Source organism: Microbacterium sp. LB12, assembly GCF_037150835.1.
Taxonomy (GTDB): Bacteria; Actinomycetota; Actinomycetes; order Actinomycetales; family Microbacteriaceae; genus Microbacterium.
Map to the genome: position 1 here is coordinate 76,402 of NZ_JBBCPF010000011.1, position 22,824 is coordinate 99,225.

At 66.7% G+C, this 22,824-nt stretch carries 21 protein-coding genes and 1 pseudogene; 12 read left to right on the top strand and 10 right to left on the bottom strand.

Going from position 1 to position 22,824, the window contains the following annotated elements; all coding sequences use genetic code 11:
• The first annotated feature begins 37 nt into the window (after positions 1-37).
• From dnaE to WFM69_RS16575, 5 genes are all read left to right on the top strand, one after another.
• A complete protein-coding gene (gene dnaE, locus WFM69_RS16555; protein ID WP_337006630.1) occupies positions 38-3,556 on the top strand; it encodes a DNA polymerase III subunit alpha in 3,519 nt (1,172 codons plus the stop codon).
• Between the two features lie 70 nt (positions 3,557-3,626).
• Entirely contained in the window at positions 3,627-4,832 is a 1,206-nt protein-coding gene (locus WFM69_RS16560; protein WP_337006632.1) for a hypothetical protein, read from the top strand.
• A gap of 1 nt (position 4,833) precedes the next feature.
• Positions 4,834-6,138 carry a histidinol dehydrogenase gene (gene hisD, locus WFM69_RS16565; RefSeq protein ID WP_337006634.1) on the top strand — a complete coding sequence of 435 codons (1,305 nt, stop codon included), beginning with the start codon at positions 4,834-4,836 and terminating at the stop codon, positions 6,136-6,138.
• Between the two features lie 10 nt (positions 6,139-6,148).
• Positions 6,149-6,619 carry a transcriptional regulator NrdR gene (gene nrdR, locus WFM69_RS16570; protein ID WP_337006636.1) on the top strand — a complete coding sequence of 157 codons (471 nt, stop codon included), beginning with the start codon at positions 6,149-6,151 and terminating at the stop codon, positions 6,617-6,619.
• Positions 6,620-6,629: 10 nt separating this feature from the next.
• The gene (locus tag WFM69_RS16575; protein ID WP_337006638.1) at positions 6,630-7,667 is read left to right on the top strand and encodes a quinone-dependent dihydroorotate dehydrogenase; all 1,038 of its coding nucleotides are present in this window, start codon (positions 6,630-6,632) and stop codon (positions 7,665-7,667) included.
• On the opposite strand, the gene WFM69_RS16580 is transcribed toward WFM69_RS16575, so the two are convergent.
• Positions 7,642-8,214 (bottom strand): DUF3043 domain-containing protein, encoded by a 573-nt coding sequence (locus WFM69_RS16580; protein WP_337006640.1) that lies wholly within the window; start codon positions 8,212-8,214, stop codon positions 7,642-7,644. The two genes, WFM69_RS16575 and WFM69_RS16580, sit on opposite strands and share 26 nt — an antisense overlap.
• Positions 8,215-8,259: 45 nt before the next feature.
• Here WFM69_RS16580 and WFM69_RS16585 point away from each other — a divergent pair, with 45 nt between their 5' ends.
• The 5 genes from WFM69_RS16585 to ctaF all read left to right on the top strand — a co-directional run bounded on the left by WFM69_RS16585 (position 8,260) and on the right by ctaF (position 13,314).
• Positions 8,260-9,663: a dipeptidase gene (locus WFM69_RS16585; protein ID WP_337006642.1), complete on the top strand. Its 1,404-nt coding sequence runs from the start codon at positions 8,260-8,262 to the stop codon at positions 9,661-9,663.
• Positions 9,664-9,733: 70 nt separating this feature from the next.
• Positions 9,734-10,096, top strand: a complete 363-nt coding sequence (gene erpA, locus WFM69_RS16590) for an iron-sulfur cluster insertion protein ErpA (protein ID WP_337006644.1) — start codon at positions 9,734-9,736, stop codon at positions 10,094-10,096.
• A gap of 140 nt (positions 10,097-10,236) precedes the next feature.
• Positions 10,237-11,139, top strand: coding sequence for an aa3-type cytochrome oxidase subunit II (gene ctaC / locus WFM69_RS16595; protein ID WP_337006646.1), 903 nt, complete (start codon positions 10,237-10,239; stop codon positions 11,137-11,139).
• 3 nt (positions 11,140-11,142) lie between these two features.
• On the top strand, positions 11,143-12,876 hold the full coding sequence (gene ctaD / locus WFM69_RS16600; RefSeq protein ID WP_337006648.1) for an aa3-type cytochrome oxidase subunit I: 1,734 nt from the start codon (positions 11,143-11,145) through the stop codon (positions 12,874-12,876).
• 3 nt (positions 12,877-12,879) lie between these two features.
• A complete protein-coding gene (gene ctaF / locus WFM69_RS16605; protein ID WP_337006650.1) occupies positions 12,880-13,314 on the top strand; it encodes an aa3-type cytochrome oxidase subunit IV in 435 nt (144 codons plus the stop codon).
• A 70-nt stretch (positions 13,315-13,384) separates the two neighbouring features.
• On the opposite strand, the gene WFM69_RS16610 is transcribed toward ctaF, so the two are convergent.
• The 7 genes from WFM69_RS16610 to ctaE form a co-directional block, all read right to left on the bottom strand.
• Positions 13,385-13,804, bottom strand: coding sequence for a rhodanese-like domain-containing protein (locus tag WFM69_RS16610; protein ID WP_337006652.1), 420 nt, complete (start codon positions 13,802-13,804; stop codon positions 13,385-13,387).
• 82 nt (positions 13,805-13,886) lie between these two features.
• The gene (locus tag WFM69_RS16615; RefSeq protein ID WP_337006654.1) at positions 13,887-14,396 is read right to left on the bottom strand and encodes a GNAT family N-acetyltransferase; all 510 of its coding nucleotides are present in this window, start codon (positions 14,394-14,396) and stop codon (positions 13,887-13,889) included.
• Position 14,397: 1 nt separating this feature from the next.
• Positions 14,398-14,805, bottom strand: coding sequence for a RidA family protein (locus tag WFM69_RS16620; protein ID WP_337006656.1), 408 nt, complete (start codon positions 14,803-14,805; stop codon positions 14,398-14,400).
• 81 nt (positions 14,806-14,886) lie between these two features.
• Positions 14,887-16,701: a cytochrome bc1 complex cytochrome b subunit gene (gene qcrB / locus WFM69_RS16625; protein ID WP_337006658.1), complete on the bottom strand. Its 1,815-nt coding sequence runs from the start codon at positions 16,699-16,701 to the stop codon at positions 14,887-14,889.
• Positions 16,698-17,774: a cytochrome bc1 complex Rieske iron-sulfur subunit gene (gene qcrA / locus WFM69_RS16630; protein ID WP_337006660.1), complete on the bottom strand. Its 1,077-nt coding sequence runs from the start codon at positions 17,772-17,774 to the stop codon at positions 16,698-16,700. The genes qcrB and qcrA overlap by 4 nt, the downstream gene beginning before the upstream one ends.
• Before the next feature lie 36 nt (positions 17,775-17,810).
• Positions 17,811-18,611 carry a cytochrome bc1 complex diheme cytochrome c subunit gene (gene qcrC, locus WFM69_RS16635; protein ID WP_337006662.1) on the bottom strand — a complete coding sequence of 267 codons (801 nt, stop codon included), beginning with the start codon at positions 18,609-18,611 and terminating at the stop codon, positions 17,811-17,813.
• A 20-nt stretch (positions 18,612-18,631) separates the two neighbouring features.
• Positions 18,632-19,285, bottom strand: coding sequence for an aa3-type cytochrome oxidase subunit III (gene ctaE / locus WFM69_RS16640; RefSeq protein ID WP_031206006.1), 654 nt, complete (start codon positions 19,283-19,285; stop codon positions 18,632-18,634).
• Positions 19,286-19,477: 192 nt separating this feature from the next.
• Here ctaE and trpD point away from each other — a divergent pair, with 192 nt between their 5' ends.
• Positions 19,478-20,548, top strand: a complete 1,071-nt coding sequence (gene trpD / locus WFM69_RS16645; RefSeq protein ID WP_337006664.1) for an anthranilate phosphoribosyltransferase — start codon at positions 19,478-19,480, stop codon at positions 20,546-20,548.
• Between the two features lie 2 nt (positions 20,549-20,550).
• Positions 20,551-21,537, top strand: coding sequence for a PHP domain-containing protein (locus WFM69_RS16650; RefSeq protein ID WP_337006666.1), 987 nt, complete (start codon positions 20,551-20,553; stop codon positions 21,535-21,537).
• 19 nt (positions 21,538-21,556) lie between these two features.
• On the opposite strand, the gene WFM69_RS16655 is transcribed toward WFM69_RS16650, so the two are convergent.
• Both WFM69_RS16655 and WFM69_RS16660 read right to left on the bottom strand, forming a co-directional pair.
• Positions 21,557-22,495, bottom strand: coding sequence for a 5'-3' exonuclease (locus WFM69_RS16655; protein WP_337006668.1), 939 nt, complete (start codon positions 22,493-22,495; stop codon positions 21,557-21,559).
• Between the two features lie 76 nt (positions 22,496-22,571).
• A pseudogene (locus WFM69_RS16660) lies at positions 22,572-22,824 on the bottom strand (hypothetical protein); the annotation flags it as partial.

The following is a 22,824-nucleotide window of genomic DNA, read 5'->3' on the forward strand; positions in this document are numbered from 1 at the left end:
ACCTCCGGTGTCGGACCCCCGCCGTAGACTCGAAGGCATGGCATCCGACTCCTTCGTCCACCTGCACGTGCACAGCGAGTACTCGATGCTGGACGGTGCGGCGAAGATCAATGCGATGACCCAGGCGGCCGCCGAATACGGCATGCCGGCCATCGCGGTGACCGATCACGGCAACACGTTCGCGGCCTTCGAGTTCTACAACGCGGCGCGGAATGCGGGCATCAAGCCCATCATCGGTCTCGAGGCCTACATGACCCCGGGCACGCACCGCAGCGACAAGACGCGTGTGCAATGGGGGTCGCCCGATCAGAAGAGCGACGACGTGTCCGGCTCGGGTGCGTACACGCACATGACGATGTGGAGCCAGAGCACGGAGGGCATGCACAACCTCTTCCGGATCAGTTCCCGGTCGAGCATGGAGGGCTACTACTTCAAGCCCCGCATGGACCGCGAGCTGCTCCAGACGTACGGCAAGGGGATCATCGCCACGACCGGGTGCCCGTCGGGCGAGGTGCAGACACGGCTGCGGCTGGGACAGTACGACGCCGCCCGCGCGGCTGCCGCGGAATTCCAGGACATCTTCGGCAAGGAGAACTTCTTCGCCGAGATCATGGACCACGGACTCTCCATCGAGCGACGGGTGATGACCGATCTGCTCCGCCTCGCGAAAGACCTGAACATCCCGCTCGTCGCCACCAACGACTCGCACTACACGCATCAGCACGAGGCCGATGCGCACGAGGCGCTCCTGTGTGTGCAGTCGGGGTCCACCATGGACGACCCGAACAGGTTCAAGTTCGACGGCGACGGCTACTACATCAAGACCGCGGCCGAGATGCGGCAGCTGTTCCGCGATCACCCTGAGGCGTGCGACAACACGCTGCTGATCGCCGAGCGCTGCGAGGTCGAGTTCGACACCGGGGCGAACTACATGCCACGCTTCCCGGTCCCGGATGGCGAGACCGAAGACAGCTGGCTCATCAAGGAGGTCGAAGCGGGCCTGCACTACCGGTACCCCGGCGGCATTCCCGACAAGGTGCGCAAGCAGGCCGAGTACGAGACCGGCATCATCCTGCAGATGGGCTTCCCCGGGTACTTCCTCGTCGTCGCCGACTTCATCAACTGGGCGAAAGACAACGGCATCCGCGTCGGTCCCGGTCGAGGCTCCGGCGCCGGATCCATGGTCGCCTACGCCATGAAGATCACCGACCTCGACCCGCTCGAGCACGGTCTGATCTTCGAGCGGTTCCTGAACCCGGACCGCGTCTCGATGCCCGACTTCGACGTCGACTTCGATGACCGGCGTCGTGGCGAGGTCATCGACTACGTCACGGAGAAGTACGGGTCGGAGCGCGTCGCTCAGATCGTCACGTACGGCACCATCAAGTCGAAGCAGGCGCTGAAAGACGCGGGCCGTGTGCTCGGGTTCCCGTTCAGCATGGGGGAGCGCCTGACCAAGGCCATGCCGCCTGCCGTGATGGGCAAGGACATGCCGCTGGACGGCATGTTCGACTCGGCGCACCCCCGGTACAAGGAGGCGAGCGAGTTCCGCGCGCTGATCGAGACCGACCCGGAGGCGAAGACGGTCTTCGACCGCGCGCTCGGCCTCGAAGGACTGAAGCGTCAATGGGGCGTGCACGCTGCTGGTGTGATCATGTCGTCCGATCCACTGCTCGACATCATCCCGATCATGCGGCGGGAGCAGGACGGGCAGATCGTCACCCAGTTCGACTACCCGTCGTGCGAGTCGCTCGGACTCATCAAGATGGACTTCCTGGGGCTCCGCAACCTCACGATCATCTCTGACGCGCTCGACAACATCCGCACGAACCGTGGCGAGGAACTCGACCTCGAGCACCTCGGGCTCGATGACCCGGGTGTCTACCAGCTGCTCGCCCGCGGAGACACGCTGGGCGTCTTCCAGCTCGACAGCCCGCCGCTGCGCTCGCTCATGCGACTGATGAAGCCCGACAACTTCGGCGACATCTCGGCCCTCATCGCCCTGTACCGGCCGGGCCCCATGGGCGCGAACTCCCACACCAACTACGCCCTGCGAAAGAACGGCGCCCAGGAGATCACGCCGATCCATCCCGAGCTTGAAGCTCCGCTCGCGGAGATCCTGGAGGAGTCCTACGGGCTCATCATCTACCAGGAGCAGGTCATGGCGATCGCTCAGGCGGTCGCCGGATTCAGCCTCGGTCAAGCAGACATCCTGCGTCGAGCGATGGGAAAGAAGAAGAAGTCCGAGCTCGACAAGCAGTACGAGGGCTTCGCAGGCGGGATGACGGAACGCGGCTTCGGTGAGGCGGCGATCAAGGCGCTGTGGGACATCCTGCTGCCGTTCTCCGACTACGCCTTCAACAAAGCGCACTCCGCCGCGTACGGATTGGTCTCCTACTGGACTGCGTATCTCAAGGCGCACTATCCCGCCGAGTACATGGCAGCGCTGCTCACCAGCGTCGGCGACTCCAAGGACAAGATGGCGCTGTACCTGAACGAGTGTCGGCGCATGGGCATCAAGGTCCTGCCCCCCGACGTCTCCGACTCGATCAACTTCTTCGCCGCCGTCGGCGACGACATCCGCTTCGGCCTCGGGGCGGTTCGCAACGTCGGCAGCAACGTCGTCGAGGGCATCGTCCAAGCCCGCAAGGACGAGCGCTTCACCTCATTCCACGACTTCCTCGACAAGGTGCCGCTGCACGTGTCGAACAAACGCACGGTGGAGTCCCTGATCAAGGCCGGTGCGTTCGACTCGCTCGGAGACACGCGCCGTGCGCTCATGGAGGTGCACGAAGACGCGGTCGAGGCGGCCGTTGATCGCAAGCGCAACGAGGCCCAGGGAGCCATCGGGTTCGACTTCGACAGCCTCTACGACGGCATGGAGGAGGCGGCTCCGGCCAAGGTGCCCGTGCGCCCGGAGTGGATCAAGAAGGACAAGCTCGCCTTCGAGCGCGAGATGCTCGGCCTCTACGTATCGGATCATCCGCTGGCCGGGCTCGAGGTGCCGCTCGCCAAGCACGCCTCGATCTCGATCCACGACCTGAACAACTCGGAAGACCTGCAGGACGGCGACCAGGTGACGGTGGCCGGACTCGTCACCAGCGTGCAGCACCGGGTGGCGAAGGCCAGCGGCAATCCGTACGGCATGATCACTGTCGAGGACTTCAACGGCGAGGTCACCGTGATGTTCATGGGAAAGACCTACACCGAGTTCCAGCACACGCTGCAGCAGGATGCGATCCTGGCAGTGCGCGGGCGCGTCTCACGCCGTGACGACGGGCTCAACCTGCACGCGCAGTCGGCTTTCGCACCGGACGTGGGTTCGTTCGATGCCGCCGGTCCGCTGGCTCTCGTGCTCGCTGAGCAGCGCGCCACGGAGCGCGTCATGATGGAGCTGGCGGAGGTGCTGCGACGACATAACGGTGACACCGAGGTGGTGCTTCGCGTGCATCGGGGCGGCACCGCCAAGGTCTTCGAAGTGCCGATGCCGGTCAAGGTGTCCGCCGACCTGTTCGGTGACCTCAAGTCTCTGCTCGGACCCACCTGTCTGGGGTGAGCGGGTAGGATCGTGAGCCGTCGGCAGCACGACGAGCACACCGTCGAGCACTGTGACGAAAGGACCACCCATGAGCACGGATCTTCCCGAAACGGATGCTGAGGACGCGGTGTTCGGCGACGACGACGGCGTCCTCTACGACGAAGAGGTCACGCCCGAGTTCGGCATCCTCGGATTCACCCTTCGTGAACTGCTCATCGTGGGAGTCTGGGTCCTCTCCTTCGTCTTCTCGTTCTTCCCGCTGAGCGGAGGTCTCTCGCTGTGGGGCATCGGCATCCAGTGGATCCTGCCGGTGGCCGTGCCGACGATCGCCGTTTTCCTCCTGGTCCTGCGACGGTTCTCACCTGACGGCATCCGTCGGGTCGGCTCGCTGGGCATCGACCAGTTCGCCTCGGTGGCGTTCTCCGTCGCGGCGACCGTCTGGGCGGGCACACTCTGGCTCGCGATCTCCGCCGCGATCTCGACCGGTTATTGGGGACTCCCGTGGAACGGCGTCGCCATGGTCGTGACCTCGACCGCACTGGTCGTCCTCACCGTTTTCGCCCCGATCATTCCCGGGCTGAAAGAGGACTTCCACGGTCGCCTCGTGACCCTCGCGCACCGGAACGCGAATCCGGTGCGCCCAGTGATCGCGCGGCCGCGGCCTGAGCGTGAGCCTGAGTCGGAGTCCGTGCCCGCGGCTGAGACCGCGGAGGACGAGGTCGACGATCAGACCGCCGTGGTGGACCGCTCCGCCCTCCCGCTCGTCGTGGACCTCGACATCGAGACGTCCGGACGTCAGGCGACCGATGAGATCGCTCGCCTCGACCTGGCCGAGCAGGTTCCGCTCACCGCGCACGCGTCCGGCGGTGGTATCGGCACCGAGCCGGACACCGCCGACGAGACCTACGTCCCCGCGTACTCCCGACGCTCCCGTGGGGAGGAGCCCGAGATCGTGTCCGATACCGGGAGCATCGAGTCGCTGCTGGAGACGGCCGCGACGTATGAGACGGATGTCGTCGCCGACGAGTCCGAGCCGGTGGTCTTGGAACGCAGCTCGGATGAGTCCGACGTGGAGGCGACGAATCCTCGTGAAGCCGTCGCCGCCGCGCAGCCGTTCTGGGTCCTCGCGCCCTCGGAGCGCGATGTGCACGACGAGCGCGGAGAGCCGCTGTTCCGGATCGGCCCGAACGCCTGGGCTCTCGTGATCGAGGACCGTGGGGGTGCGTACGTCGTCCGACATGACGACGGCCGTATCGGCTACCTCCACGACATCTCCGACATCACGAAAGGCTGACATGCGCACGATCGACCTGCGAGGGCGCGAGCTCTCGCCCTCCGACATGCTCGCCGCCGTTCCGCGGGCGACACAGGCACGCGCCGAGGCGCTCGACACCGCGGCGCGCATCGTCGAGGACGTGCGCGAGCGCGGTGAGATCGCACTCCGTGAGCAGGCGGAACGGTTCGATGCCGTGACGGCGCATGAGGTGCGGGTCCCCGAGTCCCACATCGCCGAAGCACTCTCGACGCTCGCGCCCGAGGTGCGAAGCGCGCTCGAGGAGGCGATCCGCCGTGTGCGGCTGGCATCGGCTGCCCAGGTGCCCGAGCCGCGCGTCACCCGGATCGGCGAGGGCGCGGTCATCACGCAGCGCTGGCAGCCAGTGCACCGCGTCGGCGTGTACATCCCTGGAGGCAAGGCGGTGTATCCCTCCAGCGTGATCATGAACGTGGTCCCCGCGCAGGTCGCCGGAGTCGAGCAGATCGCGCTCGCCTCGCCGCCGCAGGCCGATCAGGGCGGGAGGATCCACCCGACGATCCTCGCGGCCGCCGGGCTGCTGGGTGTCACCGAGGTGTACGCGATGGGCGGTGCCGGCGCCATCGGCGCCTTCGCCTACGGCGTGGATTCGCTCGGGCTCGATCCGGTCGATGTCGTGTCCGGGCCGGGCAACAACTACGTCGCGTCTGCGAAGCGCGCGGTCGCCGGAGTGGTCGGGACCGACTCGGAGGCGGGTGCGACGGAGATCCTCGTCGTCGCCGATGCCGCGGCAGACCCTCGCCTGATCGCAGCCGATCTGGTCAGCCAGGCAGAGCACGACGAACAGGCCTCCGCGGTCCTCGTCACCGACGCCGCGAAGCTCGCCGAGCAGGTCGCGGTCGAGGTGGAGCGGATCGCCGGGCTCACCCGCCACAGTGAACGCGTCGCCGCAGCCCTGGCCGGTCCGCAATCCGCGATCGTCCTCGTCGACGACCGCGCCATGGCGACCGCATTCAGCAACGCGTACGCCCCGGAGCACCTCGAACTGCACCTCGTCGATGCGGAGGAGGCGGCATCCGCGTTCACCAGCGCCGGTGCCGTCTTCGTCGGTGATCAGACGCCGGTCAGTCTCGGCGACTACATGGCGGGGAGCAACCACGTGCTGCCCACGGGGGGACAGGCCCGGTATGCTCCTGGGCTCGGCGCCTACACGTTCTTGCGCCCGCAGCAGGTCATCTCCTACGACCGTGCCGCGTTGGCACTCGTGCGTGCGGGGGTCGTCGCCCTCGCGGAGTCCGAGGTGCTCCCGGCGCACGGCGAGGCGATCGAGGCGCGCTTCAGCGCGTAGGATCGGTCAGATGCACTGCCCCTTCTGCCGCCACCCTGACTCCCGCGTCATCGATTCCCGCACCAGCGACGACGGGCTCTCGATCAGACGTCGGCGGCAGTGTCCGGAGTGCGGTGGACGCTTCACGACGACCGAGACCGCGAGCCTCAACGTCATCAAGCGTTCCGGCGTGATGGAGCCGTTCAGCCGGGAGAAGGTCATCTCCGGTGTGCGGAAGGCGTGCCAGGGCCGACCCGTGACCGAGGCGGACCTCGCGATCCTCGCACAGCGCGTGGAAGAGGCGGTGCGCCAGACGGGTGTCTCGCAGCTGGACACCAACGAGATCGGACTGGCGATCCTCGGTCCGCTGCGTGATCTCGACGAAGTCGCATTCCTCCGTTTCGCCAGCGTGTACCAGGCGTTCGACTCGCTCGAGGATTTCGAAGCTGCGATCACCGATCTGCGGGCCGACCACGCGAAGCGCGAGTCCGCCGACCGGTAATCTGGCAGTGATGTATCCGCTGCTCTTCCGCGCTGTCCTCTCGCGCTTCGATCCCGAGTTCGCCCACCACGCCGGCATGGCGGTGATCCGCGTGCTCGGTGCCCGACCGTTCTCCTGGGCGACGCGCGCGATGACCCGTCCCGACCCGTCGCTTCGGGTGGAGGCACTCGGGCTCACGTTCCCCTCGCCGTTCGGGGTCGCAGCCGGTTTCGACAAGAACGCGGTCGGCGTACGGGGACTCGCCGCGCTCGGCTTCGGCCATGTCGAGGTCGGGACGGTGACGGCGATTCCTCAGCAGGGGAACCCCAAGCCGCGACTGTTCCGCCTGATCGCCGATCGCGCCGTGATCAACCGGATGGGGTTCAACAACGCCGGAGCGGATGCGGCGGCTCGTCGGCTCGCGCGGCTGCGTCGGGGAGCCCCCGACACCGTGATCGGCGTGAACATCGGAAAGAGCAGGGTCGTCGCTGTCGAGGACGCCACGGCGGACTACGTGGCTTCGGCTACGCGCCTCGCACCGCTCGCGGACTATCTGGCCGTGAATGTCTCGTCGCCGAACACCCCGGGCCTGCGTGGGCTGCAGGCGGTGGAGACGCTCGCGCCGCTGCTGCGTGCGGTGCGCGAGGCTTCCGGCGCGACTCCGCTGCTCGTGAAGATCGCTCCCGACCTGCCGGATGAGGAGATCGCGGCGATCGCGCGGATGGCGGTGGCCGAAGGGCTCGCTGGCATCATCGCGCACAACACGACGATCAGCCGTGACGGCCTGCTCACCGATGCGTCGGTGGTGGAGGCGGCGGGTGCGGGCGGGCTCTCCGGTGCACCCCTGAAGAAGCGGTCGCTCGAGGTGCTCCGCGTGGTGCGCGAGGCCGTCCCTGCGGACTTCTGCGTGATCGCCGTCGGCGGTGTCGAGACTCCGGCCGACGTGCAGGAGCGACTGGATGCCGGAGCCACCCTCGTGCAGGGTTACACGGCGTTCCTGTACCGCGGCCCGTTCTGGGGCCGCGAGATCAACAGGGGACTGATCAGTCGGGGTACTGGCCGCGCTTGACCTGCGGCTTCGGCAGGCGCATGAAGCGCATCTGCAGCGACCGCATGGCGGCGTACCAGCCGAGGCCGCGCTCGAGGCGCTCCTTGCCGAACTTCGCCGCGGCCTTGCGCTTGACGCGCTGGCCGAGCAGGACCATGCCGCCGATCGCGATGACGAGGTATCCCATCATCACGATGTAGGCGTAGAACGAGATGATCGTGTTCGACGGCACGAGCGAGGCGAGGATGACCAGCACCATGACGGCCATCACGAACTCGGCCGGGTGCCAGCCGGCATCGACGTAGTCGCGCACCCAGCGGCGCTGCGGACCCTTGTCGCGGACGGGGAGGTACTTCTCCTCGCCAGCGGCCATCCCTGCCTGCGCACGGGCGCGGCGCTCGTTGAGGTCGGCCTTGGCGGCCGCCTTCGCCTCCTTGGTGTTCGCGACGAGGGGCCGACGGCGCGCAGCCTCCTGCTCCGCACGGGTCGGCGTCGCACGGCCCTTGCCGACGCCGGGCGTCTCGGGGGCGTCGTCGTTCGTGGAAGGGGAGACAGGGGTGGTGGCCACGGAGTTCCTCGGTTCGCTACGGGGGATCACCTTAAGATTACTCGCATGACCTCTCCTGTTCCTCCCAGTGAGTCCGACGCCGCCGTCCTCGAGGCTGTGGCGACCGGCATCCCGTCCGCGCTGTCCGATCTCGGCGACCTGGTGCGCATCCCCGGAATGGCCTGGCCGGCGTTCGATCAGACCCAGCTGGAGCGCAGCGCTGAGGCTGTCGCGGCCCTGGCTGGCGACACCGGCGTCTTCGACGACGTGCGGGTGCTGCGCGCCGCGATCCCCGGTACGGATGAGCAGGGACAGCCTGCAGTCCTGGCGACGCGCGCCGCGCGAAACGGCAAGCCGACGATCCTCCTGTACGCCCACCACGACGTGCAGCCTCCGGGAGACGACGCACTGTGGGAGACCCCGCCGTTCGAGCCGACCGTGCGCGACGGGCGACTGTACGGGCGCGGCGCCGCGGACGACAAGGCCGGGATCATGGCGCACATCGCGTCGATCAGGGCGGTGCACGAGGTGCTCGGCGACGACCTCGACCTCGGTATCGCGATGTTCATCGAGGGGGAGGAGGAGTACGGTTCGCGGTCGTTCGCTCAGTTCCTCTCCGACAACAAGGAGGCGCTCCGCGCGGACGCGATCGTCGTCGCCGACTCCGGCAACTGGGACTCGGTCACCCCGGGGCTCACGGTGTCGCTGCGCGGAAACGCGCGCTTCACGATGCGCGTGCGCACGCTGGATCACGCCTCGCACTCCGGGATGTTCGGCGGCGCCGTGCCCGACGCGATGATGGCGACCGTGACGCTGCTGTCGACGCTGTGGGATGAGAACGGCTCCGTCGCGGTCGAGGGGATGATCGAGCGCGATGCGCCGACCCCCGACTACACGGAGGCGACGCTGCGCGACGAGGCCGGCCTGCTGCCCGGCACGCATCCGATCGGCGATGGCACGATCCTGAGCCGCATCTGGAACAAGCCCGCGGTGACCGTGATCGGCATCGACGCCACGAGTGTGGCAGCGGCGTCCAACACCCTCCTGCCCGAGGTCACCGTGGTGATCAGCGCACGCGTCGCGCCGGGACAGTCCGGACAGGAGGCCTACGAGGCGCTGGAGCGGCACCTCCGCGCCCACGCGCCCTTCGGCGCCGAGCTCACCTTCTCGGACGTCGACCTCGGCAACGGGTTCCTCGTCGACACCAGCGGCTGGGCGGTGGGCCTCACCCGCGACGCCATGCGCGACGGCTACGGCGTACCTCCTGTCGACCTGGGTGTCGGCGGCTCGATCCCGTTCATCGCGGATCTGGTGCGGGAGTTCCCGGCTGCGCAGATCCTCGTCACCGGCGTGGAGGACCCGCATTCCCGCGCGCACAGCCCGAACGAGTCGCTCCACCTCGACACCTTCCGCCACGCGGTCGCGACCGAGGCGCTGCTGCTCTCCCGCATGAATGCGACGGAACTCTGAGCCTCACCGCATCAGCGGCAGTAGAATCTATCGAGAAGCCGTGCATCTGCGGCCCGTCACAAGGAGCGACATGAGCGACACCACCCTCTCCCCGGAGACCACCCGCGCGCACGGCGTCACCCTGACCGATGCTGCCGCGACCAAGGTGAAGAACCTGCTCGAGCAGGAGGGCCGCGACGATCTGCGTCTGCGCGTCGCCGTCCAGCCCGGCGGATGCTCGGGTCTCATCTACCAGCTGTACTTCGACGAGCGATTCCTCGAGGGTGACGAGACGGTCGACTTCGACGGCGTCGAGGTGATCATCGACAACATGAGCGTTCCGTACCTCGATGGTGCGGCGATCGACTTCAAGGACACGATCTCCGAGCAGGGGTTCACGATCGACAACCCCAACGCCGCGGGCAGCTGCGCGTGCGGCGACAGCTTCCACTGATTCACTCCTGCAGGCCACGGCCGCCGTCACCATCGGTGACGGCGGCCGTTCCGCGTCCGGAACCTGCGTGGTTGGCATGAATCAGGTGTGAGCTTGCCCTAGACTTGGGTGTGCTCTGTTCGCGATCTGAAAGGTGCATCGTGCCCTCGAAACGCAGCCTTCGTTGGGCCGCCCTCCCCGTGGGAGTTGCGGCAGCCTTGGCCCTGGCGGGTTGCTCTCCCACCGAGCTGAACGGCTTTCTTCCGGGCTTCGTGGAGGGTGGCCCCGCAGCCACCAATCAGACCGAGCGCGTCTCGTCGCTCTGGGTGAACTCCTGGATCGTGCTGCTCGCCGTCGGCGTCATCACCTGGGGCCTGATGGCCTGGGCCGCGATCGCGTACCGCCGTCGCAAGGGTCAGACCGGTCTCCCGGTGCAGATGCGGTACAACATGCCGATCGAGATCTTCTACACGATCGTGCCGCTCATCCTCGTGCTGGGCATGTTCTTCTTCACCGCCCGTGATCAGACCGCGATCGAGGCCAAGTGGGACGAGCCCGACGTCGAGATCACCGCGATCGCCAAGCAGTGGGCGTGGGACTTCCAGTACGACGGCGATGAGAAGGACAACTCCGACGCCGTCTGGACCATGGGCATCCAGGCCCAGCCCGACAAGGACGGCAACATCGATCAGGCGCAGCTGCCGACGCTGGTGCTGCCGGTCGGTGAGAAGGTCACGATCAACCTGCAGTCCCGCGACGTCATCCACTCGTTCTGGATCATCGACTTCCTCTACAAGAAGGACATGTTCATCGGGAAGGACAACTCCTGGTCGTTCATCCCGACCCGTGAGGGCGAGTACGCCGGCAAGTGCGCCGAGCTCTGCGGCGAGTACCACTCGATGATGCTCTTCAACGTGAAGGTCGTCTCGCCCGAGGAGTACGACGCATACCTCAAGTCGCTCGAGGAGAAGGGCAACACGGGCGACATCACCGACGCTTACGACCGCCTTTCGAACTTCCCGGGCACGACCGCGAAGACCGACACCGAGGAAGGAGGGGAGTAAGTTATGTCGACCACCGAAGCTCCCCGTACCGACGAGACCCCCGGGTCGCGTCCCCGCACCCTGCCCGCCCGCCAGGCCGCTCTCATGAGCTCCTCGCGTGTGGAGCAGAAGGGCAACATCGTCGTCAAGTGGATCACCTCCACCGACCACAAGACCATCGGGTACATGTACCTGATCGCCTCGGTGCTGTTCTTCCTCCTCGGCGGCGTGATGGCTCTGGTCATCCGCGCCGAGCTGTTCGCGCCGGGTATGCAGATCATCCCGACGAAGGAGCAGTACAACCAGCTGTTCACGATGCACGGCACGATCATGCTGCTGATGTTCGCGACGCCGCTGTTCGCGGGCTTCGCGAACGCGATCCTGCCGCTGCAGATCGGTGCGCCCGATGTCGCGTTCCCGCGTCTGAACGCGTTCGCCTTCTGGCTCTTCCTCTTCGGCTCCACGATCGCGGTCGCCGGCTTCCTCACCCCGCAGGGTGCTGCCTCGTTCGGATGGTTCGCCTATCAGCCTCTGGCGGGAGCGTCGTTCTCCCCGGGTGCTGGGGGAAACCTCTGGATGGTCGGTCTCGGCATCTCCGGTTTCGGAACGATCCTCGGCGCGGTGAACTTCATCACCACGATCATCACGATGCGCGCTCCCGGTATGACGATGTGGCGTATGCCGATCTTCTCCTGGAACACGCTCATCACGAGCCTGCTGATCCTCATGGCGTTCCCGGTGCTCGCAGCGGCCATCTTCGCCGCCGCGGCCGACCGCATCCTCGGTGCGCACATCTACGACCCGGCCAACGGTGGCGTCCTGCTCTGGCAGCACCTGTTCTGGTTCTTCGGCCACCCTGAGGTGTACATCATCGCGCTGCCGTTCTTCGGCATCGTGTCCGAGATCTTGCCGGTGTTCAGCCGCAAGCCGATCTTCGGCTACAAGACCCTGGTGTACGCGACCATCGCGATCGCCGCGCTCTCGGTGGCCGTGTGGGCGCACCACATGTACGTCACCGGCTCGGTCCTCCTGCCGTTCTTTGCCCTGATGACCATGCTCATCGCGGTCCCGACCGGTGTGAAGATCTTCAACTGGATCGGCACGCTCTGGCGGGGGTCCGTGACCTTCGAGACTCCGATGGTCTTCGCCCTCGGCTTCCTCGTGTCGTTCGTGTTCGGTGGTCTGACCGGCGTCATCCTCGCGGCCCCGCCGCTGGACTTCGCGCTGTCCGACTCGTACTTCGTGGTGGCGCACTTCCACTACGTGGTGTTCGGAACCGTCGTGTTCGCCATGTTCGCCGGCTTCTATTTCTGGTGGCCGAAGTGGACGGGCCGCATGCTCAACGAGCGCCTCGGCTACGTGCACTTCTGGATGCTGTTCATCGGCTTCCACATGACGTTCCTCATCCAGCACTGGCTGGGTGTCGACGGAATGGTCCGTCGCTACGCGGACTACTCCGAAGCCGACGGCTGGACCTGGCAGAACCAGGTCTCGACGATCGGTGCGATCATCCTCGGTGCGTCGATGCTGCCGTTCTTCCTCAACGTATGGATCACGGCCCGCAAGGCGCCGAAGGTCACGGTCAACGACCCGTGGGGCTACGGTGCATCGCTCGAGTGGGCGACGTCGTGCCCGCCGCCGCGTCACAACTTCACCTCGATCCCGCGTATCCGCAGCGAGCGTCCCGCGTTCGATCTGAATCACCCCGAGGCCGCCGAGTTCGCAACCACGGCTCCCGGCGAGCGAGAGGCCCACTAAGTCATGCGCGACAACGTCATTCTCTGGTGGATTCTGACGGCGTTCTTCGCCCTCGTCGGAGTCGTCTACACCGGCTGGCACATCCTTGTCACCCCGGACGACAACTTCGCGATGCGGATCGAATGGGTCGGCACCGTCGCCCTGTTCTTCGCGGCCTTCATGGCAGCGATGATCGCGTTCTACCTCGACCGCACGCACAAGGCGCAGAAGGGTGAGCTTCCCGAAGACATCCTGACCGCCGACATCGATGACGGTGACCCCGAGCTCGGCGAGTTCAGCCCGTGGTCCTGGTGGCCGCTGGTGCTCGCTGCTTCTGCGGGAATCTTCGTCGTCGGGCTCGCTGTCGGGCACTTCCTGCTCCCGATCGGTCTCGCGATCTTCGTCGTCGCGATCGTGGGCTGGGTGTACGAGTACTACCGCGGCAACTTCGCCCGCTGACACAGGAGTATCGAAGAAGGCCCCCGGGATTCGTCCCGGGGGCCTTCTCGTCTGCCAGGTACTTTTCCTATCAGGCGCGCTTGCGCACGCGCGCGATTCCGGTGAGCGGGTCGACGGGGCGTCGGTGGACGCCGTCCGCATCCTCGACCGGGTAGCCCTCGCGCACCCAGTACTCGAAGCCTCCGATCATCTCCCGCACGCGATACCCGAGGCGTGCGAACTCGAGGGCGCCCTTCGCGCCGGCGTTGCATCCGGGGCTCCAGCAGTAGACGACGACCTCCGCATCGACGGGGATCTCGGAGGCCGCGCGTGTGGCGATCTCGCTGTAGTGCATGTGCACGGCCCCGGCAACGCGTCCCTGGGCCCACGCCTCGTCCGAGCGCACATCGATGACATAGACCTCCTCGCCGGCTGTTCTCGCCGCATGCACGTCGCTGGCGTCCGTCTCGAAGGCGAGTCTCGCTGCGTAGTAGTCAGAGCGTTCGATCATCTGCTCAGCCTAGAACGAGGTGTTCGGAGGTGCTCAGCAGAATCCGGTCGTCGTGCGCGTGATTGCTGACACGGCGTACACATCACAGGCGCGCAGTCATCTGCACGCGTGCGCCGTATCGAAACAAGCCGAGCTCGGTCTCCGTCTGAATGAGGCCGCGCAAGGTCGGCGAATCGGGTTCGCTCGGGACGAAGCCGCAGGAGGCATAGAAGGGCGCGTTCCACGGAACATCGGTGTAGGTGCGGAGTGTGATCTGCGAGTGTCCGCGTTCGCGAGCCTCGGCCATGGCCGCTTCGACGAGCTGACGACCGATACCGCGGCGGCCGTGCGCGGGATGCACCGAGAGCTGCTCCAGATGCGCTTGTCCATCGAACTGCAGGACATGCGCGAAGCCGACCACGGGATGCGCATCCTCGCTCGCGTCTTCCGCCACGATGACGAACCCCGGCAGGAGCGCCCTCTCCGAGGACGGGGTCGGGGGAGGCCAGTCCTCCGCCTCGAAGAGTTCGACGAGCAGCGCATCGGCAGCGATCTCGATCTGCTCGATCGCGCGGTCGTCGGTCGGACGAGCGGGGCGGAGGACGACGTCCAACTCACACCTCCGCGACGGCCGCGATCGCTTCGATCTCGACGAGCTGATCGTCGTATCCGAGCACAGTCACGCCCAGGAGCGTACTGGGGACGTCGTGAGGGCCGAACGCGTCGTGCACCACATCCCAGGCCGTGACGAGGTCCGCTTGGGCGGAGGACGCCACGAGGACGCGGGTGCTGATGACGTCCGTGAGGGTGGCACCGGCGACTTCGAGGGCTTGCGTGAGCGTCTCGATGCACCGTGCGGCTTGGCCGGCGTAGTCGCCCGGAGCAGCAGTCGTTCCGTCGTCGTTGAGAGGGCATGCGCCGGCGAGGAAGATCAGTCGAGAGCCAGCGGGTGCAGTCGCGGCGTAGGCATAGGGTGTGGCGGCGAGGGAGGTGGAGCGGATCAGCTGGACGACAGAGGTCATGGACCCATCCTCTCAGTCAGGGGGAGAACGATGAAGGCCCCGTCCGCATGGACGAGGCCTTCATCAGCAGGGGAGTGGCGACTACTCGCCATCCTCCGGCTTGTTCTTGCGGGGCTTCTTCACCGGCTCCGTGGCGATCACCGTGCTCGGAGTGTTCGGCGTCTCGTCGACGTGCGTCTCATCGACCGTGAGCGGGGCGTCAGGGAACCCTGCGCGCTCGTGGGCGCCCTGGATCTCCGCTGCCTCGGTCTCGTCGTTGTGAGCCGTGACGTGGTGCTGGTGTGCGTCTGCCTCGTCGACCTCTGCCTGCGTGAGCGGGGCGAGACGGTCCTCGAAGAACCACCGGGACATCGAGGAGCGGAGGTTCTCCGTCCACGGGATGCGACCCTTGGCGTTCGGGCGGACGACGAGCGGCTCGTATCCGTCGACGTCGATGAGCTTCCAGCGGTCGTACTTGTCGACCGGCTGGTGCACCTCGATGAACTCGCCGCCGGGGAGGCGCACGATGCGTCCGGACTCGAAGCCGTGCAGCGCGATCTCGCGGTCCTTCTTCTGCAGCGCGATGCAGATGCGCTTCGTGACGAAGTATCCGAGGATCGGACCCAGGAACAGCAGCACCTGCAGCGTGTGGATCACGCCCTCCATGGTGAGCATGAAGTGCGTGGCGATGAGGTCGGACGACGCCGCGGCCCAGAGGACGGCGTAGAAGACGACACCGGCCACACCGATCGCGGTGCGCGTCGCCGCGTTGCGGGGGCGCTGGGCGATGTGGTGCTCGCGCTTGTCGCCCGTGACCCACGCCTCGATGAAGGGGTAGATCGCGACGGCGACGATGAACAGGCCGAGCACCAGGACCGGCGCGATGATTCCGAACGACCACGTGTGGTTCAGGAATACGACGTCCCAGTTCGACGGAGCGAGACGCAGCGCTCCATCGGCGAAGCCGATGTACCAGTCCGGCTGCGTGCCGGCGGAGACGGGGGAGGGGTCGTACGGGCCGTAGTTCCAGATCGGGTTGATCTGGAAGAAGGTCGCGATCAACACGATGGTGCCGAAGACGATGAACAGGTAGCCGCCCATCTTCGACATGTACACGGGCATCATCGGGTAGCCGACAACGTTGTCGTTCGTACGGCCGGGGCCGGCGAACTGCGTGTGCTTGTTGATGATCATCAGCATGAGGTGCACGACGATCAGCGCGATCACCAGCATCGGCAGCAGCAGGATGTGCAGCGTGTACAGGCGTCCGACGATGTCCGTACCCGGGAACTCGCCGCCGAAGAGGAGGAACGAGGTCCAGGTGCCGATCAGGGGGAGACCCTTGATCATGCCGTCGATGATGCGCAGGCCGTTGCCGGAGAGCAGGTCGTCGGGCAGCGAGTATCCGGTGAAGCCCTCGGCCATCGCGAGGATGAAGAGGATGAAACCGATCACCCAGTTCAACTCGCGCGGCTTGCGGAACGCACCGGTGAAGAACACGCGGAGCATGTGCACGCCGATGCCGGCGATGAACACCAGAGCCGCCCAGTGGTGGATCTGGCGGACCAGCAGGCCACCGCGCAGGTCGAACGAGATGTGCAGCGACGACTCGAGCGCGGCCGACATCTCGATGCCCCGCATCGGCGCGTAGGCACCGGTGTAGTGCGTCTCGACCATCGACGCCTGGAAGAAGAACGTCAGGAAGGTTCCGGAGAGGAACACCACCACGAAGCTCCACAGCGCGATCTCGCCGAGCATGAACGACCAGTGGTCGGGGAAGATCTTGCGTCCCAGCTCCTTGACGAAGCCGGAGAGGCTGGTGCGCTCATCGATGTAGTTCGACGCGGCACCGACGAAGCGACCGCCGAGGGGCGCCTTGGTGTCCTTGTCCTCTTTGGACAGCGTTGCGGTGCTCAATGGCGCTCCCAGAAGCTCGGGCCGACGGGTTCCGTGAAGTCGCTGCGTGCGACCAGGTAGCCCTCGTCATCGACGGTGATGGGCAGCTGCGGCAGCGGACGAGCCGCCGGGCCGAAGATGACCTTTGCGTGGTCCGTGACGTCGAACTGCGACTGGTGGCACGGGCACAGGAGGTGGTGCGTCTGCTGCTCGTAGAGTGCCACCGGGCATCCGACGTGCGTGCAGACCTTGGAATAGGCGACGATGCCGTCGTAGGACCAGTCCTTGCGGTCCTCGGCCTCGATCAGCTGCTCGGGGCGCAGGCGCATCATCAGCACGATGGCCTTGGCCTTCTCTTCGAGGTAGCCGTCGTGGTGGCTGAGCGTCGCCAGCTCCTCGGGGATCACGTGGAAGGCGGAACCCAGCGTCACGTCGGCGGCGCGGATGGGCGTGCCATCGGGATCGCGGACGAGACGGGCACCCTTCTCCCACATCGTGTGCTTGAGCAGCGCGACCGGGTCGCCCGCAGTGGGGTCGTCCGGCGTGGAGTGCGGTGCAAGGCCGCGGAACAGCGTCACGCCCGGGATGATCGATGCGACGATCGCGGCGAACAGCGAGTTGCGGATCATCGTGCGGCGTCCGAAGCCGGATTCCTCGTTCGCGTCGGCGAAGGCCTTGATGGCCGCCTCGCGGGTCGAGTCCTTTCCGCGCGTCGGGTGGCGGTGCTCGATGTGCTCCTTGTCGGACATCAGGGCCTTGGACCAGTGGATGGCACCGATGCCGAGGGCCAGCAGCGCGAGTGCGATGCCGAGTCCGATGAAGAGGTTGTTCTGTCGGATGTCGATGAGCGCGCCGCTCTCGATCGGGAAGAGCATGTAGGCGGCGACCGCCCAGATGCTTCCCGCCAGCGAGAGGTAGAACAGCGTGTAGACGGTGCGGACAGCGGCCTTCTCAGCTCGCGGGTCCTTGTCGGTCATCCGCTCGCGGTGCGGCGGAAGACCGGGGTTCTGCACGGGATCGCTGACTGCGACACCCAGCCCCGGAGAGGGCTGGTAGGCCCTGTCAAGAGCCTGCGAGTCGTCGTCGTGTGCCATGGTGCTCCTCGTACGTTCCTCTTCGATGAATAAGCGTCAGTTGGACTTCGCCGTGATCCACACGGTGACGGCGACGAGTGCGCCGATGCCGAAGATCCAGACGAACAGGCCCTCGGAGACCGGTCCGAGAGATCCGAGCGAGAATCCGCCGATCTGCACGGACTGCTGCTGGAAGAGCAGCGCCGAGATGATGTCGCGCTTGTCCTCGTCGGACAGGTTCATGTCGCCGAAGACCGGCATGTTCTGCGGGCCGGTGACCATCGCCGCGTAGATGTGCAGGGCGCTCGTGTTGGTCAGAGCGGGGGCGTACTTGCCCTCGGTCAGAGCACCACCGGCTGCTGCCACGTTGTGGCACATCGCGCAGTTCACGCGGAACAGCTCTGCGCCGTGGGCGACGTCGCCCTTTCCGTCGAGCAGACGCTCTTCGGGGAAGGTCGGGCCGGGGGCCTCCGACTGCACGAAGGACGAGATCGCGAGGATCTGGTCCTCGGTGAACTGCGGCTCCTTCTGGGGCGCCTGCGGTCCCTGCATCTGCAGAGGCATGCGTCCGGTCGACAGCTGGAACTCGGTGGCCAGCTCGCCGACGCCGTAGAGGCTGGGGCCGTTGGCCGTTCCCTGCAGGTCGAGACCGTGACACGTGGCGCAGTTGGCGGTGAACAGCTTCTTGCCGTCCTCGACCGTCAACTGGGTGCTCGCGGACTGGGTGTCGGATGCAGCGAACGCAGCGGACGCACCGGCGTACACGGCGCCGGTGATCATGAGTCCTGCGCCGATGAGCGCGGCCGCCGCCAAAGGGCTGCGACGACCGCTGGAACGGCGCTTCTTCTCTCGTGCCATCTCGGGGATCAGCTCCGCTCTTATTTCAGGAAGTAGATAACGAGGAACAGCACGATCCAGACGACGTCGACGAAGTGCCAGTAGTAGGACACCACGATCGAGGACGTCGCCTCCTTGTGCCGGAAGTTCTTGACGGCGTATGCGCGCCCGATGACGAGCAGGAACGCGACGAGGCCACCGGTGACGTGCAGGGCGTGGAAGCCGGTCGTCAGGTAGAACGCGGATGCGTAGGAGTCGGCGCTGATCGGCATGCCTTCAGCCACCAGCTGCGCGTACTCCCAGACCTGGCCGGAGACGAAGATCGCGCCGAGGGCGAAGGTGAGGAAGAACCACTCGACCATTCCCCAGCCGAACAGACGACGGCGGCCGGCGCCGTTCTTCTGCCCCTTGCCGATCTTGTAGGGCTGCAGGTCTTCTGCCGCGAACACGCCCATCTGGCACGTGAACGAGGAGAGCACCAGAATCGCAGTGTTCACTGCGGCGAACGGGACGTTCAGCAGCTCGGTCCGGTCGGCCCACAGCTCCGGTGAGGTGCTGCGGAGGGTGAAGTAGATCGCGAAGAGTCCCGCGAAGAACATCACCTCACTGCCGAGCCACACAATGGTTCCGACAGCTACCGGGTTGGGCCGCTTAATCGTTCTCGCCGCCGGGGCATACGTCGCTGAGGTCGTCACCCCTCCATTATGGCCGATCCTCGGGCGTGATTCTTGCACCGACGGCCCTCGATTCGCCGGGTTGCGACTTAGGGGACCCTAAGAAAACACTGCGAATTCCTGGTGAATCCGCGGGAAACAGAGGACCGGCGTCGGATGCACGGACGTGAGGATGCATCTGCATGTTTTCTCCGCGCCGATAGGATCGCACACATGGCTGAATCGCTGACCTGGTCCGACATGCTCACCACCCTCCTGGAGCGTCGCGACCTCAGCGTGTGGGAGTCGACCTGGGCGATGCGGCAGATCATGCAGGGGAGTGTCACCGAGGCGCAGCTCGCCGGCTTCCTCATCGCCTTGCGTGCGAAGGGCGAGACGATCGACGAGATCGTCGGATTCCGGGATGCGATCCTCGAGGCGGCCGTTCCGCTGCCGGTGTCTCCCGACGTGCTGGACATCGTCGGCACGGGCGGGGATCGCGTCGGCACGGTCAACGTATCGACGACGGCCGCGATCATCATCGGCGCGACCGGGGTCCCCGTCGTCAAACACGGAAACCGCGCGGCGAGCTCGGCCTCCGGCTCCTCCGATGTGCTCGGCGCCCTCGGCCTCGAACTCTCGCTCGATCCTGCTGCCGTGGCATCCATCCTCGATCGCACCGGCATCACCTTCGCGTGGGCCGGTGCGTTCCACCCGGGGTTCAAGCACGCCGGTCCGGTTCGGGCGGAGCTGGGTGTGCCGACCGTCTTCAACATGCTCGGACCGCTCTGTAACCCGGCCCGTGCGGAAGCCAACGCCGTGGGCGTCGCTCAGATCGAACGCGTGCCGCTGATCACCGGCGTGTTCCGCACCCGTGGCGCGACGGCGCTCGTGTTCCGAGGTGATGACGGGCTGGACGAGCTCACCACGACCGGGCACAGCCGCATCTGGGAGGTGACCCGTGGCGACATCCACGAGCACGACCTCGATCCGCGCGACCTCGGCATCCCGATCGCCGACCTCGCGGACCTGCTCGGCGGCTCTCCGCAGCACAACGCAGAGGTGCTCCGGCGGACGCTCGCCGGCGAGACCGGAGCGGTGCGTGACATCGTGCTGCTCAACGCCGCGGCCGGGATCGTGGCCTTCGAGCTCTCGCAGGACGCTGGCCAGGTGCAGCGTCCGATCCTCGAGCGACTGCGCGACGCGTACGCCAAGGCATCGGCTGCCGTGGACGACGGTCGCGCGCTGGCGAAGCTCGACCAGTGGATCAGCGTGAGTCGCGAACTGGCGACGCCGAAGGACTGACCATGGAGCCCGTCGACGCGCTGCTGGAGATCGCCTCGCTCCTGGAGCGTGAGCGCGCGTCGCGGTATCGGGCCAAGGCGTTCCGTCAGGCGGCGGCGACGCTGCAGGATCTGCCGGAGGACGTCAAGACCGATCCGACGAGGTTGCGCGCGGCCAAGGGCATCGGGGAGTCGACGTTCGCGGTGATCCGCCAGGCGCAGGCCGGCCAGATCCCCGAGTATCTGGTGGAGCTCCGCGGTGACGTCGAACCCGAGCGGGTGTCCGAGTTGCGCACGAAGCTCCGTGGCGATCTCCACGCGCACACCGACTGGTCGGACGGAACGACATCGATCTCGGTGATGGCCGCCGCGGCGCGGGCACAGGGGCACGAGTATCAAGCCATCACAGACCACTCGCCACGCCTGCGGGTCGCGCGGGGATTGTCGGCGGAACGTCTTCGTGAGCAGATCCCGCTGGTGCGTGCGGAGTCCGGCGACGGCTTCACCCTGCTTGCCGGGATCGAGGTCGACATCCTCGAAGACGGTGCTCTCGACCAGGACGACGCGCTGCTCGCCGAGCTCGACATCGTGGTCGCGTCGGTCCACTCGAAGCTGCGCATGGACGCGCGTTCGATGACAGCTCGGATGCTGGCGGCGGTGGCTCATCCGCGTGTGAACGTGCTCGGGCATTGCACCGGGCGGCTCGTGCAGGGCGAGCGCGGGACACGTCCGCCGTCGGAGTTCGACGCGGCAGCCGTGTTCGCGGCGTGTGCGGAGAACGGTGTCGCCGTCGAGATCAACTCTCGTCCGGAGCGCCAGGACCCGCCGGACGAGCTCATCACGATCGCACTCGAAGCCGGATGCCTGTTCTCGATCGACTCGGACGCACACGCGCCGGGGCAGCTCTCGCTGCTCGATCACGGTGCCGAGCGTGCGGAACGCGCGGGGGTGCCGGCGTCGCGGATCGTGACGACCTGGGGTCTGTCGCGTCTGCTCGCCTGGGCGGAGTGAGCCGGATCGGAGCCGGTTATCAGGTGGAGGGGAGCGCCGCGTGGGACACGGCTGCGATCGCCCTGGTCATGGAGCCGCCGAGGTTCCACTTCTCGGCGAGGGCGGATGCTGCGTCGGCCTCCGCGGGATCGGGGACGCGGAGCCGGATCTCCGGCGCACTGATCGGCAGCGTGGTCGCCACGGCGACGACGGTCGGTGCGACGTCGAGATAGTCGGATGCCGCGAGGATCTTCGCGCGCACGCCGGCGCTCATGCCTTCGCCGGCATCGGCTGCGGCCCTGATGCCTTCCAGATCGCTATGGGTCTGCAACAGAGTCGCCGCGGTCTTCTCGCCGACGCCTGCCACGCCCGGCAGGCCATCGGAGGCATCGCCGCGCATCGTGGCGAAGTCCGCGTACTGCGAGGGGAGCACGCCGTACTTCGCGACGACGGTGGCATCGGTCACGATCTCGAGATTGCTCATGCCGCGCGCGGTGTAGATGACGCGGACGTCGCGGGCATCATCGACGAGCTGGAAGAGATCGCGGTCGCCGGTGACGATGTCGACCGGGATCGTGGAATCTGTCGCGAGAGTGCCGATCACATCATCCGCTTCGTGCTCCGCGACGCCGATGATCGGGATGCCGAGCGCGGCGAGCGTCTCGCGGATGAGCGGGATCTGCGCCTCGAGCGGATCGGGCACCTCTTCGATGTCGGGACCGCTGGCGACGACCTCGACCACCCGATGCGTCTTGTAGCTCGGGATGAGGTCGACCCGCCACTGTGGACGCCAGTCGTCGTCCCAGCAGGCGATCACGTGCGTGGGCTCGTACAGCGTGACGAGCTTGGCGATGATGTCGAGGAGGCCACGGGCCGCGTTGATGGGTGAGCCGTCGGGCGCGGTGACCTTGTCCGGCACCCCGTAGAAGGCACGGAAGTAGAGGCTGGCGGTGTCGAGCAGCATGAGGCGATCGGTCACACACGACAGTCTGACACGGAGGCGCGACATGAGCAGGCGGTCGCCGGAGCATCGGGTGCGATGCTCCGCGCGTTGGTCAGCAGCCGGGGGCGGTGGGGTGTTCGGTGCAGGTGTGGTCGACGAGTGCGGTGCGTGCTTGGTAGATGTGGATCTGTTGTGGGGGTCCGGTGATGGTGAGTTGTCCGGTGAGGGGGAACCAGCCGTTGCCGATGTCGACCTCGGCGGTGTAGTGGATGCTGGTGTGGGCCGTGTAGGTGCCGCGGTCGCGGTAGGCGTGGCTGGTCGGGGTGGTCGTGAATGTGGCTTGGCCGAGTGCGGTCCAGGTGCGG